Annotated in this window: 17 protein-coding genes; 13 read left to right on the top strand and 4 right to left on the bottom strand. The window is 46.8% G+C overall.

Annotated features, from left to right (window positions below):
- From B3D59_RS03990 to yeiP, 11 genes are all read left to right on the top strand, one after another.
- A partial coding sequence (locus tag B3D59_RS03990) for a sulfatase-like hydrolase/transferase (RefSeq protein ID WP_286817837.1) occupies nt 1-1610 on the top strand: 1610 nt, incomplete at its 5' end.
- A gap of 117 nt (nt 1611-1727) precedes the next feature.
- A complete protein-coding gene (locus tag B3D59_RS03985; protein WP_286817836.1) occupies nt 1728-2390 on the top strand; it encodes a hypothetical protein in 663 nt (220 codons plus the stop codon).
- 25 nt (nt 2391-2415) lie between these two features.
- Nucleotides 2416-3429 (top strand): DUF1214 domain-containing protein, encoded by a 1014-nt coding sequence (locus tag B3D59_RS03980; protein WP_286817835.1) that lies wholly within the window; start codon nt 2416-2418, stop codon nt 3427-3429.
- 15 nt (nt 3430-3444) lie between these two features.
- Nucleotides 3445-4245, top strand: a complete 801-nt coding sequence (locus B3D59_RS03975) for a hypothetical protein (protein ID WP_286817834.1) — start codon at nt 3445-3447, stop codon at nt 4243-4245.
- Between the two features lie 142 nt (nt 4246-4387).
- A complete protein-coding gene (locus B3D59_RS03970; RefSeq protein ID WP_286817833.1) occupies nt 4388-5686 on the top strand; it encodes an anaerobic sulfatase maturase in 1299 nt (432 codons plus the stop codon).
- Complete coding sequence (locus B3D59_RS03965) at nt 5687-6502, top strand: hypothetical protein (RefSeq protein WP_286817832.1); 816 nt, start codon at nt 5687-5689, stop codon at nt 6500-6502. It abuts the gene before it with no gap.
- A gap of 469 nt (nt 6503-6971) precedes the next feature.
- Complete coding sequence (locus B3D59_RS03960) at nt 6972-7376, top strand: ecotin (RefSeq protein WP_286817831.1); 405 nt, start codon at nt 6972-6974, stop codon at nt 7374-7376.
- Between the two features lie 155 nt (nt 7377-7531).
- Nucleotides 7532-8716, top strand: a complete 1185-nt coding sequence (locus B3D59_RS03955; RefSeq protein ID WP_286817829.1) for a patatin-like phospholipase family protein — start codon at nt 7532-7534, stop codon at nt 8714-8716.
- Nucleotides 8717-8883: 167 nt separating this feature from the next.
- Entirely contained in the window at nt 8884-9684 is an 801-nt protein-coding gene (locus B3D59_RS03950; RefSeq protein ID WP_286817828.1) for a DUF2092 domain-containing protein, read from the top strand.
- Entirely contained in the window at nt 9684-9998 is a 315-nt protein-coding gene (locus B3D59_RS03945) for a hypothetical protein (protein ID WP_286817826.1), read from the top strand. The genes B3D59_RS03950 and B3D59_RS03945 overlap by 1 nt, the downstream gene beginning before the upstream one ends.
- A 446-nt stretch (nt 9999-10444) precedes the next feature.
- Complete coding sequence (yeiP, locus tag B3D59_RS03940; protein ID WP_286817825.1) at nt 10445-11011, top strand: elongation factor P-like protein YeiP; 567 nt, start codon at nt 10445-10447, stop codon at nt 11009-11011.
- Here the strand turns inward: yeiP and B3D59_RS03935 are convergent.
- Nucleotides 11008-12117 carry a DHHA2 domain-containing protein gene (locus tag B3D59_RS03935; RefSeq protein ID WP_286817824.1) on the bottom strand — a complete coding sequence of 370 codons (1110 nt, stop codon included), beginning with the start codon at nt 12115-12117 and terminating at the stop codon, nt 11008-11010. The genes yeiP and B3D59_RS03935 overlap by 4 nt on opposite strands.
- Nucleotides 12110-13528 carry a dihydrolipoyl dehydrogenase gene (locus tag B3D59_RS03930; RefSeq protein ID WP_286817823.1) on the bottom strand — a complete coding sequence of 473 codons (1419 nt, stop codon included), beginning with the start codon at nt 13526-13528 and terminating at the stop codon, nt 12110-12112. Before B3D59_RS03930 ends, B3D59_RS03935 begins: the two co-directional genes overlap by 8 nt.
- A 113-nt stretch (nt 13529-13641) precedes the next feature.
- On the opposite strand from B3D59_RS03930, the gene B3D59_RS03925 reads away from it, so the two are divergent.
- Complete coding sequence (locus B3D59_RS03925; RefSeq protein WP_286817821.1) at nt 13642-14181, top strand: gamma carbonic anhydrase family protein; 540 nt, start codon at nt 13642-13644, stop codon at nt 14179-14181.
- A 49-nt stretch (nt 14182-14230) separates the two neighbouring features.
- Here B3D59_RS03925 and B3D59_RS03920 read toward each other — a convergent pair whose 3' ends face one another.
- Entirely contained in the window at nt 14231-14659 is a 429-nt protein-coding gene (locus B3D59_RS03920; RefSeq protein ID WP_286817819.1) for a PaaI family thioesterase, read from the bottom strand.
- A 325-nt stretch (nt 14660-14984) separates the two neighbouring features.
- On the opposite strand from B3D59_RS03920, the gene nhaD reads away from it, so the two are divergent.
- Complete coding sequence (gene nhaD, locus B3D59_RS03915) at nt 14985-16265, top strand: sodium:proton antiporter NhaD (protein ID WP_286817818.1); 1281 nt, start codon at nt 14985-14987, stop codon at nt 16263-16265.
- Nucleotides 16266-16382: 117 nt separating this feature from the next.
- Here nhaD and B3D59_RS03910 read toward each other — a convergent pair whose 3' ends face one another.
- Nucleotides 16383-18212, bottom strand: coding sequence for a 3'-5' exonuclease (locus B3D59_RS03910; RefSeq protein WP_286817816.1), 1830 nt, complete (start codon nt 18210-18212; stop codon nt 16383-16385).
- Nucleotides 18213-18794: the final 582 nt, after the last annotated feature.

Raw genomic sequence — 18794 nt, 5'->3', positions numbered from 1 at the left:
GGATCGCCAAATGGAAGGGCAAGTTTTACCAGGGCTGGGACAAACTGCGCCAAGAAATTCTGGCCCGGCAGATTCAAAACGGCATTGTTCCCAAAGACACAAAGCTGGCACCCAAACCCAAGGCCATTCCGGACTGGGATACGTTGAGTGCCGACCAGAAAAAACTGTACGCCCACCAGTTTGAAGTATTTGCCGCATTTGTCGACATGACCGACCATGAGATCGGTCGTGTCATTGATGCGGTTAAAGACACCGGCCAGCTGGATAACACATTGGTGTTCCTTATTTATGGAGACAACGGCACCAGTGCAGAAGGCGGGGCCAACGGCATGTTCAGCGAGATGACCTATTTCAATGGGGTTCATGAAAAAGTTGAAGACATGCTCAAGGTCATGGACAAGTGGGGAGGCCCCGAGACATATCCGCACATGGCGGCCGGGTGGGCCGTGGCCCTGGACACCCCGTACAAGTGGACCAAACAGGTGGCTTCGGATCCCGGTGGCACCAAAGTGGGCACGGCTGTCTTCTGGCCCAAACGTATCAAGGCAAAAGGGGAGTTGCGCACCCAGTTCCATCATGTCGTCGATGTGGCCCCGACCATCCTGGAGGCTGCTGGTCTGCCGGAACCCAAAACAGTGAACGGTGTCAAACAGCGGCCCATGGACGGAACCAGCATGGTGTATACCTTTGACGATGCAGATGCAAAAGATCAGCACACCACCCAGTATTTTGAAATGGCCGGCAACCGGGCCATCTATCATGACGGCTGGTGGGCCAGAACCATTCATCGGGCCCCGTGGGAATCCAAACCCCGCCGTAGACTCACCGAAGATGTCTGGGAACTCTATGACATGGGCAACGATTTCAGCATGGTAAACGATTTATCGCAAAAATACCCCAAAAAACTGGCCCAGATGCAGAAACTGTTTTTGGAGGAAGCCGAAAAGAACCATGTGCTGCCCATTGACGACAGATTATTTGAACGTTTCAATGCTGAATTGGTAGGCCGGCCGACATTGATGGGTCACCGGACCTCGCTGACCCTTGCCGAAGGCATGACCGGCATGAGCGAAAATGTATTTATCAACATTAAAAACAAATCCAAAACCCTTACCGCTGAAATCGAGGTCCCTGAAGACGGCGGAAATGGCGCCATCATCGTCCAGGGCGGTCGGTTTGGCGGATGGGCCCTCTATGTTCTGGATGGTGTTCCAGGATATGATTACAACTTTCTGGGCCTGCAGCGGTTTACCGTGGCGGCCAAAAACAAGCTTTCACCCGGCAAACATACAATTAAGTTTGATTTTGCCTATGACGGCGGCGGCCTGGCCAAGGGCGGTCAGGGAACGCTTTATGTGGATGGTGAAAAAGTCGCCGAAGGCCGGATTCCGCATACCCAGCCCATGGTCTTTTCAGCCGATGAAACTGCAGATGTGGGGATTGATCTGGCCACACCGGTGGTCGAATCCATTGGCGCCGAGCGTAAATCAAAATTTACCGGTAGCATTTACAAGGTTACGGTTGAAACAAAGGACATGAAAAAAGCTGAAAAAGCGGAGGAACACAACACCCGCATGGCATTTGCCCATAAAAAGGCAATGGCGGATTAAATTTTATCCGGTAATAGATGTTAATGGTTACCCCAGTACCGGGCTTGACTGTCAATCAAGTTCGGTATCTCACACGCTGTCATGAAGATAATTCATACAATTTGGAGAATATAATAAATGAGACATATAAAACAAAGTTTTAGAAAAAACTTTATTTGGCCGGCATTATTGATTACAGCATTGTTTTGCTTTGGTGGCTGTTCAACGATCTCCTCCCAGCCATCCGGAGAGCGAACAAATATAGCCGATTCAATAGTTTCCCCGCCTCCGCCCGGTGATATTGAACGTTTTGCAGCTTACAATGAAGGCGTTCCCGGCGGTGTGATTGCCGAAATCATGGAAATCAATGCCCGGGTCATCGCCATTGACCATTTCAACCGGGAAGCCACGCTGATGGGGACTGATGGAAATGAGGTGACCGTTAAAGTGGGACCGGATGCGGTTAATTTTGATAAAATTCAAAAAGGCGATATGGTAAAAGTTACGATTACCGAACAGATGGTGGTCTTTCTGGATGAAACGTCAACCTCTATTGGCGGGTCGACCGCAGTTATGGCAGTCGGTGCCCAGGCCGGCGGCCTGGCTGCTGAAACCCGTGAGATTGTCGCCAAGATATCAGAGATCGATTCTGAAAATCGGACAGCAACGCTGACTTTTCAGGACGGCTCACGCAAAACGTTCCCGGTACGCGATGATATCGATTTAAGTAAACATAGTATTGGCGAGCAGGTAGTGTTCCAAATCACGGAAATGGTGGCCATTGATATTGAAAAACCCTAACCTATAGATGATAGGAGCAAGATTCGTGAAGCGACATCTTTTCATTTTCGCCGTTATCGGGCTGATTTTCTTGAGCCCGGCTTTGTGCATGGCATCAAAAACAGTGACCGTGGATAATTTCGTCCGCGCCGAGACCGAAATGACCATGGCCCGCTATGTCAAAACAGGGGCGCTGGGAAAATTTATGCACATCCGTCAACCAACGCCCATTGACAAACAGAATGTGATCCGCATGAATCGTGACACGATTTATTCCATCGGTGTCTTTGATCTGACTGAACCAGTCACCATCCTAAAACCGGACAGCAAAGGGCGGTTCCAGTCCATGCAAGTCATTAACCAGGATCACTACACGCTTGCAGTTGATTACAACCAGGGAGAATATGCATTCACACAGGACAAGGTCGGGACGCGTTATCTTTGCATTCTTATCCGGACGTTTGTGGATGCGAATGATCCGGAAGATATAAAGGCTGCCAACAATTTGCAGGATCAGATCCAGGTCCGTCAACAGAGCCCGGGAACGTTTAACATTCCGGAATGGGACCTGGTATCCCTGACCAAAATGCGCGACACGATCAATGTGCTGGCGGCCACCCGATCCAGTGCCAGGGGGATGTTCGGCAACAAAAACGAAGTCAATCCCCTCAGCCATCTGCTGGGCACGGCTTACGGCTGGGGCGGAAATCCGGATAAGGATGCGATCTATGAGAATGTGGTTCCCGAAAAAAACGATGGGAAAACACCCTATGTCCTGACGGTATCGGAAAAGGTGCCCGTGGATGGGTTCGTGTCCATCACCGTATACAATGCCAAAGGATTTATGGAAAAGAATGGCCTGGATGCCTATTCTGTAAATAATGTCACAGCCGAGCGGAATGCCGACGGGACAGTGACGGTACATTTCGGCGGTGATCCCGGCAAACCCAATTACCTGCCGATTACACCGGGCTGGAACTACATTGTAAGGATGTACCGGCCCGATGAGAAGATTATTGATGGTTTCTGGACATTTCCAGAAGCTAAGCCGGTAAAATAATAAAGGAGAAAAGAAATGAAGACAGTAAACGTTGGATTGATGGTGATGTCTCTTTTTTTAGCCTCGGCGATGCCGTGTTTTTCCCAGGACGCTTCTTGTGCAGCGCCAATGGTTCTTTCAGACGGTGCAAACGCCAAGCAAAAGCGCGTCGATAATATGCACCAAACACGCTATGTTGAGATTTTTCTTGCTGCCAAGGATTCGAAGACAGGAGTCCTGCTAGCCTCCTGCTACAACACGATGTTCATGCCTGATGGTATTCCTGCATCGAGAGACACTGCTCCCCAGGAACTGGTTAAAGGCATCGATTTTGATCAGGTAAAAAAGGAATTTGGTGTTCTCGGCGCGTCCCTGAACGGCCCTAAACTCTGGCTACCCGATTGGACCGAAATTGATACCGGGGTGATAAGGAACTTCAACGGCATTCAAGCTCCCTGGGTCGCCCAGTTGGACATGGGGAGTAACACCGGCGGCGTGTCGGAAAGTACGCCCTACAAGCCTATGCACATTGCGCGAAAGAGCGGGTTGGGTTGGAACAAGGGAACGACAGTCGTGATTCTGGATGATCCTGAAGGAAACGCCTGGGTCATGAAAGGGTTTCAACTTGGATTGAACCCGAAGTACACCTATGATGAGTTTGTTTCCACAGGGGCGGGTATGTACAAAAAACTTCCGGAAGGCTGGAAGGTTCGAGTTAAAAAACTGGAAAAGGATTTGGAGGAGAGACCTGAAGGAGGCCTTGCCACGATCATGTCGGATGAACACTTCAATGTATATGACAAGACCGGCCCGGGGATGACTAACTACAGGCCGTAGTCGTTAAAAAAACATACCAGGCAGACATTTATGCCGTTCGTTAAATTCGCTCTGTCCGAAAATGGGCGGAGCCGAACAGATCTCTGAATTATGGTAAAGGTCTGCGCCAAAAAAATTGTTTATGATTAAGTAATTCAAAAAAATGAGCACTGAAAAAAAAGATAAGCAGACCCCATGCCAGACGCTGGGCATCCACATTTTGGCCAAACCCATCGGCCCGGCATGCAACCTGAACTGCGATTATTGCTTTTACCTTGAGAAAAAAGTCCTTTTCGGATCGCGGAAAGCCTTTAGAATGTCTGACAAGGTACTTCGGACATTTATTTCCGAATATATTAGTGCCCAGCCGACGCCGATGGTGGAATTCGTGTGGCAGGGCGGTGAACCCACGCTGCCGGGGGTCGATTTTTTCAGGCGGGTGGTGGAGATACAGCGTCATTTTGCCGGAGCTAAAACCGTAACCAATTCAATCCAGACCAATGGTACGTTATTGACCGACGAATGGTGTGCTTTTTTTAAAAAAAACAATTTTATGGTGGGTATCAGCCTGGACGGACCCGAAAAAATTCACGATCAGTACCGGAAAGATCGTTCAGGAAAAGGTTCCTTTGACCGGGTGTTGGGGGGGCTGAAGCTGCTCCAGAAACACAAGGTGGATTACAACGTGATGGCTTGCGTAGCCCGTGAAACCGCAAAACACCCCTTGGACGTGTACCGGTTTTTTAAAGAACAAAATATTGAATTCATCCAGTTTGCCCCTGTTGTGGAACGGCTGCCGGATGCTGTCAGCAAAAAACACGGATTGCGTCTGGCCGGCCCGGCGGTTTTGGACGGAAAAAATGAATCCGCAGATGTGACATCATGGTCCGTGATACCGGAGGAGTATGGTGATTTTTTAATCGCAATTTATGAAGAGTGGGTTCGGCATGATGTGGGTAAAATCTTTGTCATGAATTTTGAATGGGCCTTAAATGCCTGGCTCGGCAACCCTTCGCCGGTTTGCATCCATGCAAAACAATGCGGCAGATCCCTGGTCATTGAGCATAACGGCGATGTGTTTGCCTGTGATCACAGCGTTTACCCGGAATACCGGCTGGGCAATATTCTGTCCGAACGGGTTATGGATATGGTTGAAAGATCAATCAGTTCCGGTTTTGGTGTTTCAAAGGAAAGTGCTTTGCCGAATTGGTGCTTAGAATGTGATGTCCTGCGCGCTTGCCGGGGGGGATGCCCGAAACACCGGTTTGAAACGACCTTGTTCGGCGAACCGGGGCTGCAATATCTCTGTGCTGGATACAGAAAATTTTTTCTTCATATTCGCAAGTATTTACGGGCCATTGCGCAATTGCTTGAAAACGGTTTGCCGGCATCGTATGTGATGAAAGCCGTAAATGGCCCGCTGGTGATCAAATTGGATAATAAAACAGAAGGTCGCAATTAAATGAAAAATAGATTGATTCAAATGGTTATTTGCTGGTTTGTGGTGGGAATTATGGTGCTAATTTTTGCCAATTCGAGCATGGCAGAGACTCAAGATGACATTGCAAAGAAACTGGCCAACCCCATTGCCAGCATGATTAGTGTGCCTTTTCAACTCAACTATGATAAGGATTTTGGAGAAGATGACAAAGGGTCGAAATGGGTATTGAACATTCAACCTATCTTACCCATTTCATTAGGGGATAACTGGAATGTCATAACAAGGACGATCCTGCCGGTGATTGATACGGATGATATTCCTGCTGCGGGTATGGGAGAATCGGGTATAGGTGATATTCTTGCCAGTCAATTTTTTTCCCCCAAAACCCTTAGCAAAAGAGGCTGGACCTGGGGTGTTGGCCCGGTATGGCTCCTGCCCACTGCCACAGATGACGCCCTTGGTAGTGAAAAGTTCGGCATCGGACCGACCGGCGTTGCCCTGAAACAGAAGGGATCGTGGACATATGGTCTGTTGGCAAACCATATCTGGTCGGTGGCTGGTGACGATGATCGGGCGGATATCAGTTCCACGTTAATACAACCGTTTATGGCCTATTTAACCAGCACTCATACCACCTTCAGCCTGAATACGGAATCAACCTATGATTGGGAAAATGAGGAATGGTCGGTGCCCATCAATTTCAGTGTGGCGCAAATGCTCAAGTTCGGCAAATTACCCGTTCAAATCTCTTTGGGCCTCCGCTATTGGGCCGATACAACCGAAAATGGACCGGAAGGCTTTGGTGGGAGGTTGCAGTTTACGTTTATTTTTTTCTGAATAGTGTCTGAACGCAAATTCGTGTTTGGACGCAAAGTTGCCCTTTTCTAGTCTAGTGCAATGAAGTTCAACCGAAATATCGGCACCAAGCCGATATTTCGTCTTGGTGTTTCTTTCAGGGTGACACAGAAACCTGGGTTTTCTTTAATCCCTGAAGTTCAAAATACCCAGGCTTGGGCTATAAAATCATATTCGGTCAGTGGCCCCCTGCAGAGTTTAAACGATATTGGGGAAATGAAATCATTTTTCAGGATATAAATAAAACCAGGAAAGTGTCTGGCTGGAATGTTTTTTGCTCATGAATATAGCTGCATTCACTGAAAACAACAAAGCCTCATTAAAAATTGCAGGATTAGGGAGAAACAAAGTTAAGAAAATGAATATAATAGAAAATAAATGGTTAAAAATAAAGTTAGTTCTCATTATTATGATTATGGTTCCAGGGGTTCGTGCCGGCGCCGGAGATAAAATGGCAGCGTTCCCATCCCCGGAACCTGGAATGGAGAGGTTTGTACTGCAACTCCCGGAACAAAAGGATGAGTCCAATATTAGAATTGAGCTGATCGTTGGACGGACTGTCCGGGTGGATAACTCAAATACGTATTTTTGGGGTGGGGAAATTAAAAAGCAAACCGTCAAAGGGTGGGGATATTCCTATTACAGCGTAAACAGATTAGGCCCCATGGCCGGTACAATGATGGCCGTTGATCCTGACAGTCCCAGGGTGGAAAAATTTATCACCTTGGGAGGAAAACAAGTTTTTATTCCCTATAACAGCCGATTACCCGTTGTGGTATATGTCCCTTCCGATGTTGAGGTCCGTTACAGGTTGTGGACAGCCGAAGCTGAAATTCAAACGATTAAAAAAGGGTGAACATGAAACCTGATATTCATTATGTCTGTACAGTAATTGAAAGTCCATTAACACCTGATGTCAAATCCATAATTTTCACCCCATTTAATAAGGCTTAATATGAGAATTAAAGCAATTTTCTTCGTATCTATGATTTTTTCTTAATAAGGCTTAATATGAGAATTAAAGCAATTTTCTTCGTATCTATGATTTTTTCCTTCATTTTTTTGTTCTGTGGTTGCGGGACAATACCCCTTCGTACCCCCCTGCCGGAACAATTTGGTGATACCGCCCGGATCAAGGACATTCCCCGGGCCAGATTCTGGGGAGATCAGTCCCCGCCCTTTCTCAATGCCGTTATCGGTCAGCCCCGTGAAAAAGTCATGGAAAAATTTCCGGGAATTTTCGGCAAAGAACATCATTATCTGGCCCTCTCGGGCGGCGGTGCCAACGGGGCATTCGGTGCCGGTATGATGGTCGGCTGGTCGGCCACCGGAACCCGTCCGACTTTTACCCTGGTTACCGGCATCAGCACAGGGGCGCTCATGTCTACTTTTGTATTCTTAGGGACGGCGTATGACCAACAGTTAAAGGAGATGTATACAACTTATTCGACTAAAGACCTGGTCATCAAACGCAGCATCCTGGATGCCATTACCGGTATATCCGCTACAGATACAGCTCCTTTACGGGCAATGCTTGCCAAGTACATAAATAAAGAAGTGATGGATGAAGTCGCCGCTGAATATAAAAAAGGCCGACGCCTGTATGTGGGGACAACACACCTGGATGCCAAACGGCCTGTTGTTTGGGACATCGGCATCATCGCTTCAAGCGGCCGGCCAGAAGCCCTAGATTTGATTCACAAAATCATCCTGGCATCGGCATCCATACCGGCGGCTTTTCCACCCGTGCTGATCGAGGTTGAGGCCAACGGAAAGACTTATGATGAAATGCATGTTGACGGTGGAACGATTTCACAGGTGTTTCTTTATCCGACAGGCCTTCGTTGGAAACAGATCCTGACAAAATTCGAGGTCCCGGGCAAACCAAAGGCTTACGTGGTTCGAAATTCTTTTCTTGAGCCTGACTGGGAGACGGTAAAGCCTAAAATTTTACCCATTGCTGGCATATCCATCAATTCGTTGATCCGGACCCAGGGAATCGGGGATATGTACCGTATATATCTGGACTGTCAGCGGGACGGTATTGATTTCAATTTGGCTTATATTCCCGAAGATTTTGTTGTGAGGCCTGAAGAGGAATTTGATCCGGTATACATGAGCAAACTTTTTGACCTGGGGTATAATTTGGCAAAAGACGGATATCCCTGGGAAAAGGCACCTCCCGGATTCGAATAGATTGGTGTCGGGAAGGGCTTCTGCCGCGTCTTTTTTGTTGGTTCTATGTCCACTTTGATCACCACCGGTCAGGCAGTAAGCAAAAATTTTAAATACCTGTCTGGAGAATTAAGATAAATGCGGGTGGTATGATTGATATTTAAAATACATTTGATAAGGAGGTCGTTTTGAAGCAAATCAGCAAAAAAATTAGAAATACCCTATTCAGGGCAATGGTCTCAATGCTTTTAATTTTCGGGCTTCTATCAGGAGCAGCAACTGCATCGGATAATATTTCACCTGAAGCCGATGCGGTTTTAAAAGCAATGTCAGATTTTATCGGTCAGGCAAAGGCATTCAGTGCAGATGCAGATATCGACTTTGAGGTCGTTTCGCAGTCAGGACAAAAATTTCAGTTGAGCAGCTCGGGAACTATTTTGATGAACCGGCCATCCAATTTTTATATTACCAGAAAGGGGATGTTCGCGGACATGGCATTTATCTATGACGGCAGTACATTGACCCTTCATGGGAAAGGGCTCAATGCTTATGCCCAGCTCAACGTTCACGGAAATACGGACGATGCTATCCTGGCCTATGAAATGGAGACCGGCGTTCCAGCTCCCGGTGCGGATCTTTTGTTAAACAATGCATATGAAATCATGTCTTCCGATGTATTGGAAGGGATGTATATCGGCAAAGCCGTTGTTGGCGGATACACGTGCCACCATCTGGCATTCAGGGAAGCCGAAACCGACTGGCAGCTGTGGGTCAGGGACGGAAATATGCCGCTGCCCATGAAATATGTTATCACAACCAAGTGGCATACTGCGGCACCCCAGTATGAGATCCGGTTCCGTAACTGGGATACCAATCCATCCATCTCCCCAGAACAATTCAAATTTACGCCACCGTCTGATGCTGTGAAGCTTGAAAAGATTGTGCTAAGCGATACCGGTGAGCTTTTATCCGAAAAGGAGGGTAACTAATGAACATTACAGTAAAAATAACGATTGCGGTCTGTTGCCTGCTTGCGGTCAGTTTCGGGGTAGAAAGTTTCTGTGAAAAAGAGATGTTTGTAAAACAGGCCGAGGCTAGAGTGGGCAGACCGGTGACACCTATCAGTGTTGCCGGTGTTGCCCGGCGTACCACCCGCAGAACGATCCGCCGTACAGCCGTCTATGTGTCGGTTCTTCCTATAGGATATTCCACTGTTGTTATCAGCGGGGTCTCCCTGTACCAGTGTGGCGGTGTATACTACCAGGCACAAGGGAACCAATACGTTGTGGTAAACGTCGATTAACCCGAACGTGGGAAGAAATGGGGTAACCCATTAAAAGCCGGGTCAAGAGAAAAAAATATTTTTTTCTTTCTTGACCCTCGCAATCTTTTTGATTTTTTAAAACCTGTAGCTTTTATTCCTGTCCGCGTCTGTTCTTTGGTCGAGTGATTCACGGAAATGATCCGCACGCCCCCCCCATCAGGTTCAAGGCGAATGTATACCTACGAAATATTTCCGGCTAAAGTTGCCCGGCAAATAGTAGGCTGTGCCCCGAATTCTTTAGTGGTACTTGATAAGCTGGAAGAAGAATAAGTATGTATATTATAATGCAGTTACCCTGGTCGGCTGGCAATATAAACTTGCGTTAAACCCTTGGTGCTGGTAAACAGGCAAAAAAAGTCTGTGGCCTAAGGGTCTAAGCGTCAATTTTATAAAAGCAATGAAGTTTTATTTTAGGAGAGGCATGTATGCCAAAAGCATGTGATTTAAAAAAGGGCCAGGTGGTGGACATCGGCGGTGAACCGTATCTGGTTAGACATATTGATGTAAAAACCCCGTCGGCAAGGGGGGCTGTCACCCTTTACAAGGTCAGGTTCAGCAGTATCAAGACCCGCCAGAAGTATGAAGAATCATACAAAGGCAATGATATGCTCGATGATGTGGGCCTGCAAAGAAAACCTGTCCAGTATCTCTATCCGGACGGGGACCTGCATGTGTTCATGGACAGTGTGGAATATGGTCAGTATCTGATTTCCCAAGACAATATTGAAGATGAGCTGGTCTGGCTCACCGACGGCATGGAAGATATTGTGGGCATGTTCATTGACGGCAATCTGGTGGCCATTGAAATTCCCGCCTCCCTTGTTTTTGAAATCACACAAACCGCTCCGGGCATCAAAGGGGCTAGCGCGACGGCCCGAACAAAACCTGCCACTCTTTCTAACGGGGTTGAGATCCAGGTGCCTGAATATCTTGAAATCGGAGAGATGGTCAAGGTCAATACAGAAACCAGAAAATATATGTCCAGGGCTTAACACGTTAGTTCAAGGTTTGAAAAATACCGGTTCAGTATCGGCTCAAGTTTTTTTCTGGACAAGTTCAGATTTCCCTGGCGGTAAAAGTGAACCTTTCCGCAGTTAAAGCCTTGGGGCGGGGGAATTATTTCCAGGTCAAGGTTGAATGTCAGTATGGCGGAAATGGTTGTGTAAAGAATGGGGGATTTGCAGAAAACAGCAATCCCCCTTGAAAATTCAGGGGTGCGCTGGGTGTTCATGGTCATTAAAATATCTGCCTGAATTTCTCCGGCATAGGTTTCAATGCCGTTGGCAAGACCATTGTCCCTGACCATCCATTGTTCAAGGGCCAAAGGCACCGATGCAACGGTGCAGCTTACTTTGTTGAATTGAAATGTCTTACAGTCTCGTCTGAGGAGGTCCCTTGTGCCCATTTCACTGATGTCTGATTTGGCTGCGCGGATTCCCTGGTAAAAATTGTCTGTTTCCAGGCCGGCTATGGGTTGCAGATGCCTTGCCATCTCATGGTCCCTGGGGGTTGCCCGTCCGGCTTCGGGGTCAAGGTTGACGGTATCAATCAGAATAGCCCCTAGCAAAAGGGCGGCCAGGCTTCGGGGTATTTCCCCTCCACTGCCGTGGATCAACTCTTCGCCCACCAGGGTGGCACAGGAACCAACGGGTTCAATCCGGCGCAGGGCATTGGGATACAGCTTTAAATCTTCATGGTGATCCATGATACGCATGACTTTTTCTTTGTATTTTGAAAAACCATTTGTCAATCGGTTATGATCCACCAGGGCAAATTCCCTGACCCGGGACATCAGTCTGTCCAATGGCTGGATATCGTCCAGGAAAAAAAGGTTTTCCGCATCAACACCTGTCTGGGAGAGTACCCACCGGCTTTCTGTTTTCAGGCGGAAATCATCCCTTTTAATGGGGATCAAAGGCAATGTCACACAGGGTTTTTGGCCGGTTCCTAGCACCCAGGCCAAACCAATGGCAGAAACCACGGAATCCAGGTCTGCTGCTTCGTTTCCGAAAACCAGCATATCAATATCGTGGGCTTGGGCCCTGGAGCGGGCATCAGACAAAAACAGGTTGAGCGGGTCTTTTGTTTTATTAGCCATGGGGCTTGCCCTTTATTCTTTGCAGGATTGGCATGGAGACAGGATCGGTGATCTGTGTAGCGATCTGGAGAAAAGCATCCAAAAGCGCCTCTTCAGGCACGGGGTGATAAAAAGGCATGCCCAGAATCTCTTTGATTGTCAGATTCGCTCCCATGGCCAAGGCCAGAAGATGGGCCATATGCTCGCCGGCCGGCGCCATAAGCTCTGCACCCAGCAGGCGTCCCTTTTGGGGTTCGGCGTAAATTCTGGCCCGCCCGGCAGCTTTGCCAAGTATCATTCTGGCCCTTCCAAGTTCTTCCCAGGACGCCTCGCCCACCACATAATCAATGCCTTTTTCCGTCAGGGCTTTGTGGGAGAGGCCTGCAATGGCAATATCCGGTGAAGAAAAGGTGATTTGCAGCGGTATTCGTTTTTTAAACCGGGCCATGGTACCGGCACAGGCGTTGTATCCTGCAATGGTGCCGTCATCGGCGGCTTCATGGAGAACGGGTTTAAGCCCGTTCACATCCCCGGCCAGAAACACGGGCAGGTCCCCTACCTGCAAGGTTTCAGGATTAAAGACCGGCATCCCTTTGGGATCCAGGTCAACCTTTAAGTTTTTAAGGTTTAAATCTTGAAGCCCGGGCCGTCGGCCCGTGGCAATAAGCACCCGGTCCACAGACCATCGTTTACTGCCGCATCCCACTTCAAGACCGGTTGGGGTTTTGCCCAGAATTTGCGCGGTGCCCAGCTCAATGTGCATCTCCTTGGAAAAATGATCAAAGGCATATTCGGCAAGTTTGGGGTCGGTCAGGCCGCCTGCGGTTTTACGGCGGCTGACAGCTGTCACCCGGACCCCTAGTCGGTGCAGGGCCTGGCCCAGCTCAATGCCGACGGCACCCAACCCAAACACGGCCATGGTTTGGGGCAGGGTTTCCAGTTCAAAGAACTGGTCGGTGTCGATTATAAATTCTTTAAACGGCAGCCAGGAATCAGGTATAAAGGGCTTTGAGCCGGTGGCGATGATAATGCTTTTGGCACGGATGATTTCATCTCCTAAATCCAGGGTATTGGGGTCCAGAAATTCGGCCCTTTTCCGGATCACCTTATCCATGAACCCGGACATCTCCTGGATCACGCCGCCTGAGAATTCATCCCGCATGGACCGGACCCGTGCCATGATCCTTTGATGATCCGGGATCAGGCCTTTGGCGCCGTCAATGCCGTATTCATCAAAAAAACTGCATTTGTGAAAGTCATCGGCCACCGCAATCAGCGCCTTGGATGGCATGCAGCCCACCCTTGCACAGGTGGTGCCCAAGGGGCCGTCATCAATGAGCACATAGTTATCCGTGTGTTTGACCACCTCTTCCTGGGCTGTCAGTCCGGCTGTGCCTGCCCCGATAATCGCCACATCGTATTCTTTTGACATAATTTTTCCTTTTCTGGGTTGTACTTTTGAAACGGCAGGTATTAAATTAGCAAATTTAGAATATAAACTTTGAACAGAACAAATTCAATAAAATGATGATAAGGAGAGAGAGAATGACTTTATACGTATTCAAAAATATCCAGCCTAAACTTGATGATTCCGTATTTATTGCGCCAACGGCTCAAATTATTGGTGATGTAAATATCGGCCAGGACTCTTCGGTCTGGTTTCAAACGGTTGTCCGGGGGGATACCGCCACAATCACCATCGGTGAACGAACAAATATCCAGGACCTTTCCATGTGTCATGCGGATGCGGGCGTCCCTTTAACGATCGGTAACGGCGTTACCGTTGGGCATCAGTGCTGTCTCCATGGCTGCACCATTGAAGACGACTGCCTGATCGGTATGGGTGCCACGGTGATGAATCAGGCGGTTATCGGCACCGGATCTGTTGTCGCCGCAGGTGCGGTGGTGCTGGAAAAAACTATTATTCCGCCATATTCCCTTGTCATCGGATCCCCGGGAAAGGTGAAAAAGACCTATGAAAACAAAGAAGAAATTAAACAGATGATGAAAAATTCCTCCAACCATTATGCCGGAAACGCCAAAACTTTTGCCGACAAAGATCTCTTTTATGAAATCAAACAATGATATAGGCGTGGGCCGTACCTGAGCGTTTTTCAGGTACGGCCTTTTTTCATTAATCTGTTTTGGGTGGAATTATCATCAGGGTGGCGCTGCTTTTTGAAATATATTTTCCTGTGTCATCTTTGACTGTGCAGTCCACAAAAACAAGGGTCCTGCCCCGTTTGAACACCGTGGCTTCAGCGGTCAGGCGGCCTTGGGACGCCATGGAAAGAAAGTTGTTTTTCAATTCTATGGTTATCAGATTTTCGCCTGGTGGCATGGTACTCATCACCGCATGGGCCGCTGTTTCACTGGATAGGGCAATGCCTAAACCGCCCTGCATGATCCCGGCACCCTGGAGAAATTCGGGGCGTATTTTCATGCTGAACCGGGCGTATCCTTTTTCAACCGTCTCGGCCTTGATCTGTAAAAAATCCAGAAAAGGGTTGTTGACCGGCTCTCCTGCCGTCAGCTGTTTCAGGTATAAGGGGTAGTCAAACATATCGAGTTTCCTTTTATTTATTTTAGAAGTTGGCTGGGCATTGTAGATAAAAATGCATACTTTTTAAATACATTTATTGACCCGGAAACAATACCCGGATACATTTAAAATTTCCCCTGTGGATCTGGCAAAGGCCAGCCAGGCCAGAGTCGCTGCCATCAGCAGGTTTTAGGGATACGCAAAGGCAACCACTCAACTTTACTTGCCGTTTTATATGTATGGTTCGCAACAGCCTCCTGCGCACAACATATATTTCACTAAACTATTGTAAGAAAAAATTATAGTATTATAATCCCTTCTCGTATTTTAAGCTTGAGGAGGCTTTATGCATACGCTGTTAGTAATCGTTTTTGTTCTGGCCTATTCGGCCATTGCCTTTGAGCATCCGCTCAGGGTTAACAAATCTGCTTCCGCCCTGCTGGGCGCCGGCATCATGTGGACCATTTACGCCGTTACCACGGGCAATCATCATCTGGTGACGGAACAACTCAATGAAAATCTTGCGGCTACCGCCCAGATTATCTTCTTTCTGCTTGGGGCCATGACCATTGTTGAGCTGGTGGATGCCCATGACGGATTTGAAGTGATTACCTCCCGGATTACCACCACCAGTCAGAGTGTTCTGATTGTGCTCATCGGGATTGTCACCTTTTTTCTTTCCGCCATGCTGGACAATCTGACCACCACCATTGTCATGGTATCATTGACCAAAAAACTATTGGATAATCACGAGGACCGCCTGATTTTTGCAGGACTTATTGTTATTGCCGCCAACGCAGGTGGGGCCTGGTCTCCCATTGGTGATGTCACCACGACCATGCTGTGGATCGGGGGCCAGATCTCTTCATTAGGGATCATCAAATCGGTATTCTTGGCGTCCGTCGCAAATCTTGCTATTCCCCTGATTGTCGTCAGCTTTATGCTGAAAGGCAAGTCTGTGGGGAAAAAAGCAGAAAAGAATGGCTCCGGGACAACCACAAAGTTCCAACGGGACCTGGTGTTCGCTGTCGGCTTAGGAGCACTGGTCATGGTCCCGGTGTTCAAGGAGATAACCCATTTGCCGCCGTTTATGGGAATCCTGACCGGTCTTGGCGTTCTCTGGCTGGTGGCAGAGCTTGTCCACAAGGAGAAGCCCGACGAAGAAAAGGAGCACCTGACCATAGTGCATGCCCTGGCCAAAATAGATATGGCATCCATTCTCTTTTTTGTCGGTATTCTGATGGCTGTGGCAATCCTGGAAAATACCCATATTCTGACGGCACTGGCAACCTGGCTCAACAAGACCATTGGTCAGCAAAGCATTATCGTTGCGTTTATCGGTGTCATCAGTGCAATCATTGACAATGTGCCTCTGGTGGCCGCATCTATGGGGATGTATGATATCCATCAATTTCCTATGGATAATTTCCTGTGGACCTTCCTGGCCTTCTGTGCAGGAACCGGCGGCTCTCTGCTGATCATTGGTTCGGCGGCAGGCGTTGCTGCCATGGGCCTGGAGAAAATTAACTTTTTCTGGTATGTGAAAAAAATCAGCTGGCTGGCAATGCTTGGCTATATTGCAGGCATCCTGGTATTCCTGATCCAGTTCAAACTGTTCCATGGCTGATTAATAATAAATAGACATTATATCGATTTGGGATAAATGCTTGATTTTATTAGATCTTTAAAAATAAGCGTCCCCGTAAAATCAATAGGTTACGAAAAATCGGTATAATGTCTAATTTTAATATTTCAGTTTTGAGTATAAAGTCTTTTTAGAGGCGTTGATCGCGTCATTTAAAGTGTGAATACCTTTTTTAGCAAGAAGCGGAATAAGCTTAAGAAAGATCCCGGCCGTTGCCGAGGCATCGCCGATAGCCGTGTGGCGTCCCACAATATCAACGCCGGCAAAACTCGCGATAGCCGACATATTATGTTTTTCGTGCATAGGATAAACGATTAAGGCAAGCAGGAGGGTGTCTAAAACCGGGTTGTCAAACTTTATTCCGGTTTGGGCCTCTTTCATAGAAAACATCTTCATATCGAATGCCGCATTATGCGCCACCAAAACCGTATCTTTGGAAAATTTATAAAAAAGCGGCAAAACTTCTTTTATATCGGGCCTTCCCTTAACCATCTCATCATTTATGCCGTGAAATTTTTCAGATTCGAGCGGAATATTCATTTTCGGGTCTATAAGCTGGTCGAATTTTTCTCCGCATAAAATCCTGCCGTTTACGATTCTGACCCCGCCTATCGAAATTATCTGGTCATTTCTGGTATCTAGACCGGTCGTTTCCGTATCGAAAACCGTATACACGATATCTTTTAAACGCATATCATTTAATTTGGAATCGGTTTTCCGCTTTGTAAAAAGATCGAAATCGAAAAAATCCGGCCGCTCGTAGGCCTCTCGCTCAATCACGATGTTGCGCACACCCTCCGGCTCTTTCATCTCTGCAAGCGGTATCAGAATTTTTAGCCCTTTTTCGCTCTTTTCATTAAAACTTAAACTGATTTGCGCCTCATGATAGTTCACAAAATCTTTCAGCGTTAAAAAAAAATGATCATCTTTAAAAATATTCAAATTTTTCTCGGCATCCGGAATATGAAAAAAAATTGCCAGAAAATTCGCCTCTTTAAAAAGCTTGCAGTTAAACGTTTTTTTAAAAGTCTTATTTTTCAAAATGGTCAAAATGGATAAAAAAGCATTAATAAAAGAGTAAGTTTCGATCCTTATCCAGTTTATATGAGCCGGGAACTCAGGCTTTAGGGATATGTTAAGCTTTTCTCCGGCTCTTTTCTGGACAGTAGTTATGATGTCCCTGTCTGAAACCACCAGAAACGGCAGACGCTCTTTTATCTTCTCGATATAGTCTTGTTCGGACTTTTTTAAATTTTCTTCGATGGCAGCGATCTCCGGTGTTGTCATTTTCTCTTTTTTTATCTTATCGAGATAAGTAAGAATCTTGTTTGCGGTGGATTTGAAGATGTTGTCAATTTTTGCGTAAAGCTCAAAGTCTTTTCCTATGTTATAAAAAACGACCATAAAGCCGGCAAAATTGTCACGCCGATCCGTTATCGGTGAGATGTCCGCCTTTATCAAAACATTGCCGGGGCTTAAGGTTATGAAAGAAGACGATGCCGCTACATGTTTCTTAGGGTTTTTTACGTTTATTTCATAAAGCGCATTCAATATTATGTCTTTATCGATAATATCGAAAATAGATCTGCCGATTCCGATAATATGGTTTTGAGCCTCTAAGATTTTGGCTTTTTTGTTGAAAAGATTTATCTCTCCTTCTGTGTTGCAAGCGATTATGCCTTGCGGGAGCTCGTCGAAAAATAATGCGAGCATATTTTTTTCTATTTCGAGTTCGGCTCTTTTTCTGTTTATCTCTTCTTTTATATTTTTCTGCAGCGTTTCGTAATGATCCGCAAAAAGGTTTATGGCGTTTGAGATCGCTAAAATTTCGTTTCCGCCTTCGATATTGATCCGGTGGGAAGAATTAACCGTTAAAATGACGGATATTTCATCAGGGATTTTTGTCAAAGGAATAAAAAAATTATTCAAAAAAGCATAGATCGTGAAGCCGACGACCTCAAAAAATAAAATGAAGCTGATAAAAAAGTATATCCCATTTTCTTTGATGATTTTAAATAAAAAGTCCTGGCTTAAGGAGGGGAGCCTGCACCAGAAAATCGCCATTATAGATAAAAAGACAATAAATGTGAGCAGAAGCGAGATTCCTGTAAACCATAAAAATTTATTTTTTCTGTTTAACGGCATTTTTTTATGTTCAAATTTTTATGACATTTAAAGGACCCCCACCTTAATGGGGTTCCCTCCCCTTATCCCCCCTCCCATACAGGAGGGGACCGTGTCGAAAAGATGTTACATTCTGTAATCAACATTTATTTTAACATACTCTATGGATAACTCGCACGTATAAATCAAAGCTTCCTTTTTTCCGAGCCCTAATACCGGCATGATCTTATGGGTGAAGCCTGCTATGCTGCTATTTTAATTTAAACCGACTGACCATTTCGTTCAGACTTTCAGCCAGCCTTGACAGCTCACAAGCACTGTTGTTCACATGGATACTTCCGGTTTTAATCTCTTCGGCCGATTGGGGCGCATTCCCATTTTCCCGGT

It is taken from the genome of Desulfobacter sp. UBA2225 (assembly GCF_002348205.1).
GTDB lineage: Bacteria > Desulfobacterota > Desulfobacteria > Desulfobacterales > Desulfobacteraceae > Desulfobacter > Desulfobacter postgatei.
The sequence above is the reverse complement of the archived record's forward strand: the minus strand, read 5'-3'. Positions and strand labels throughout refer to the sequence as shown.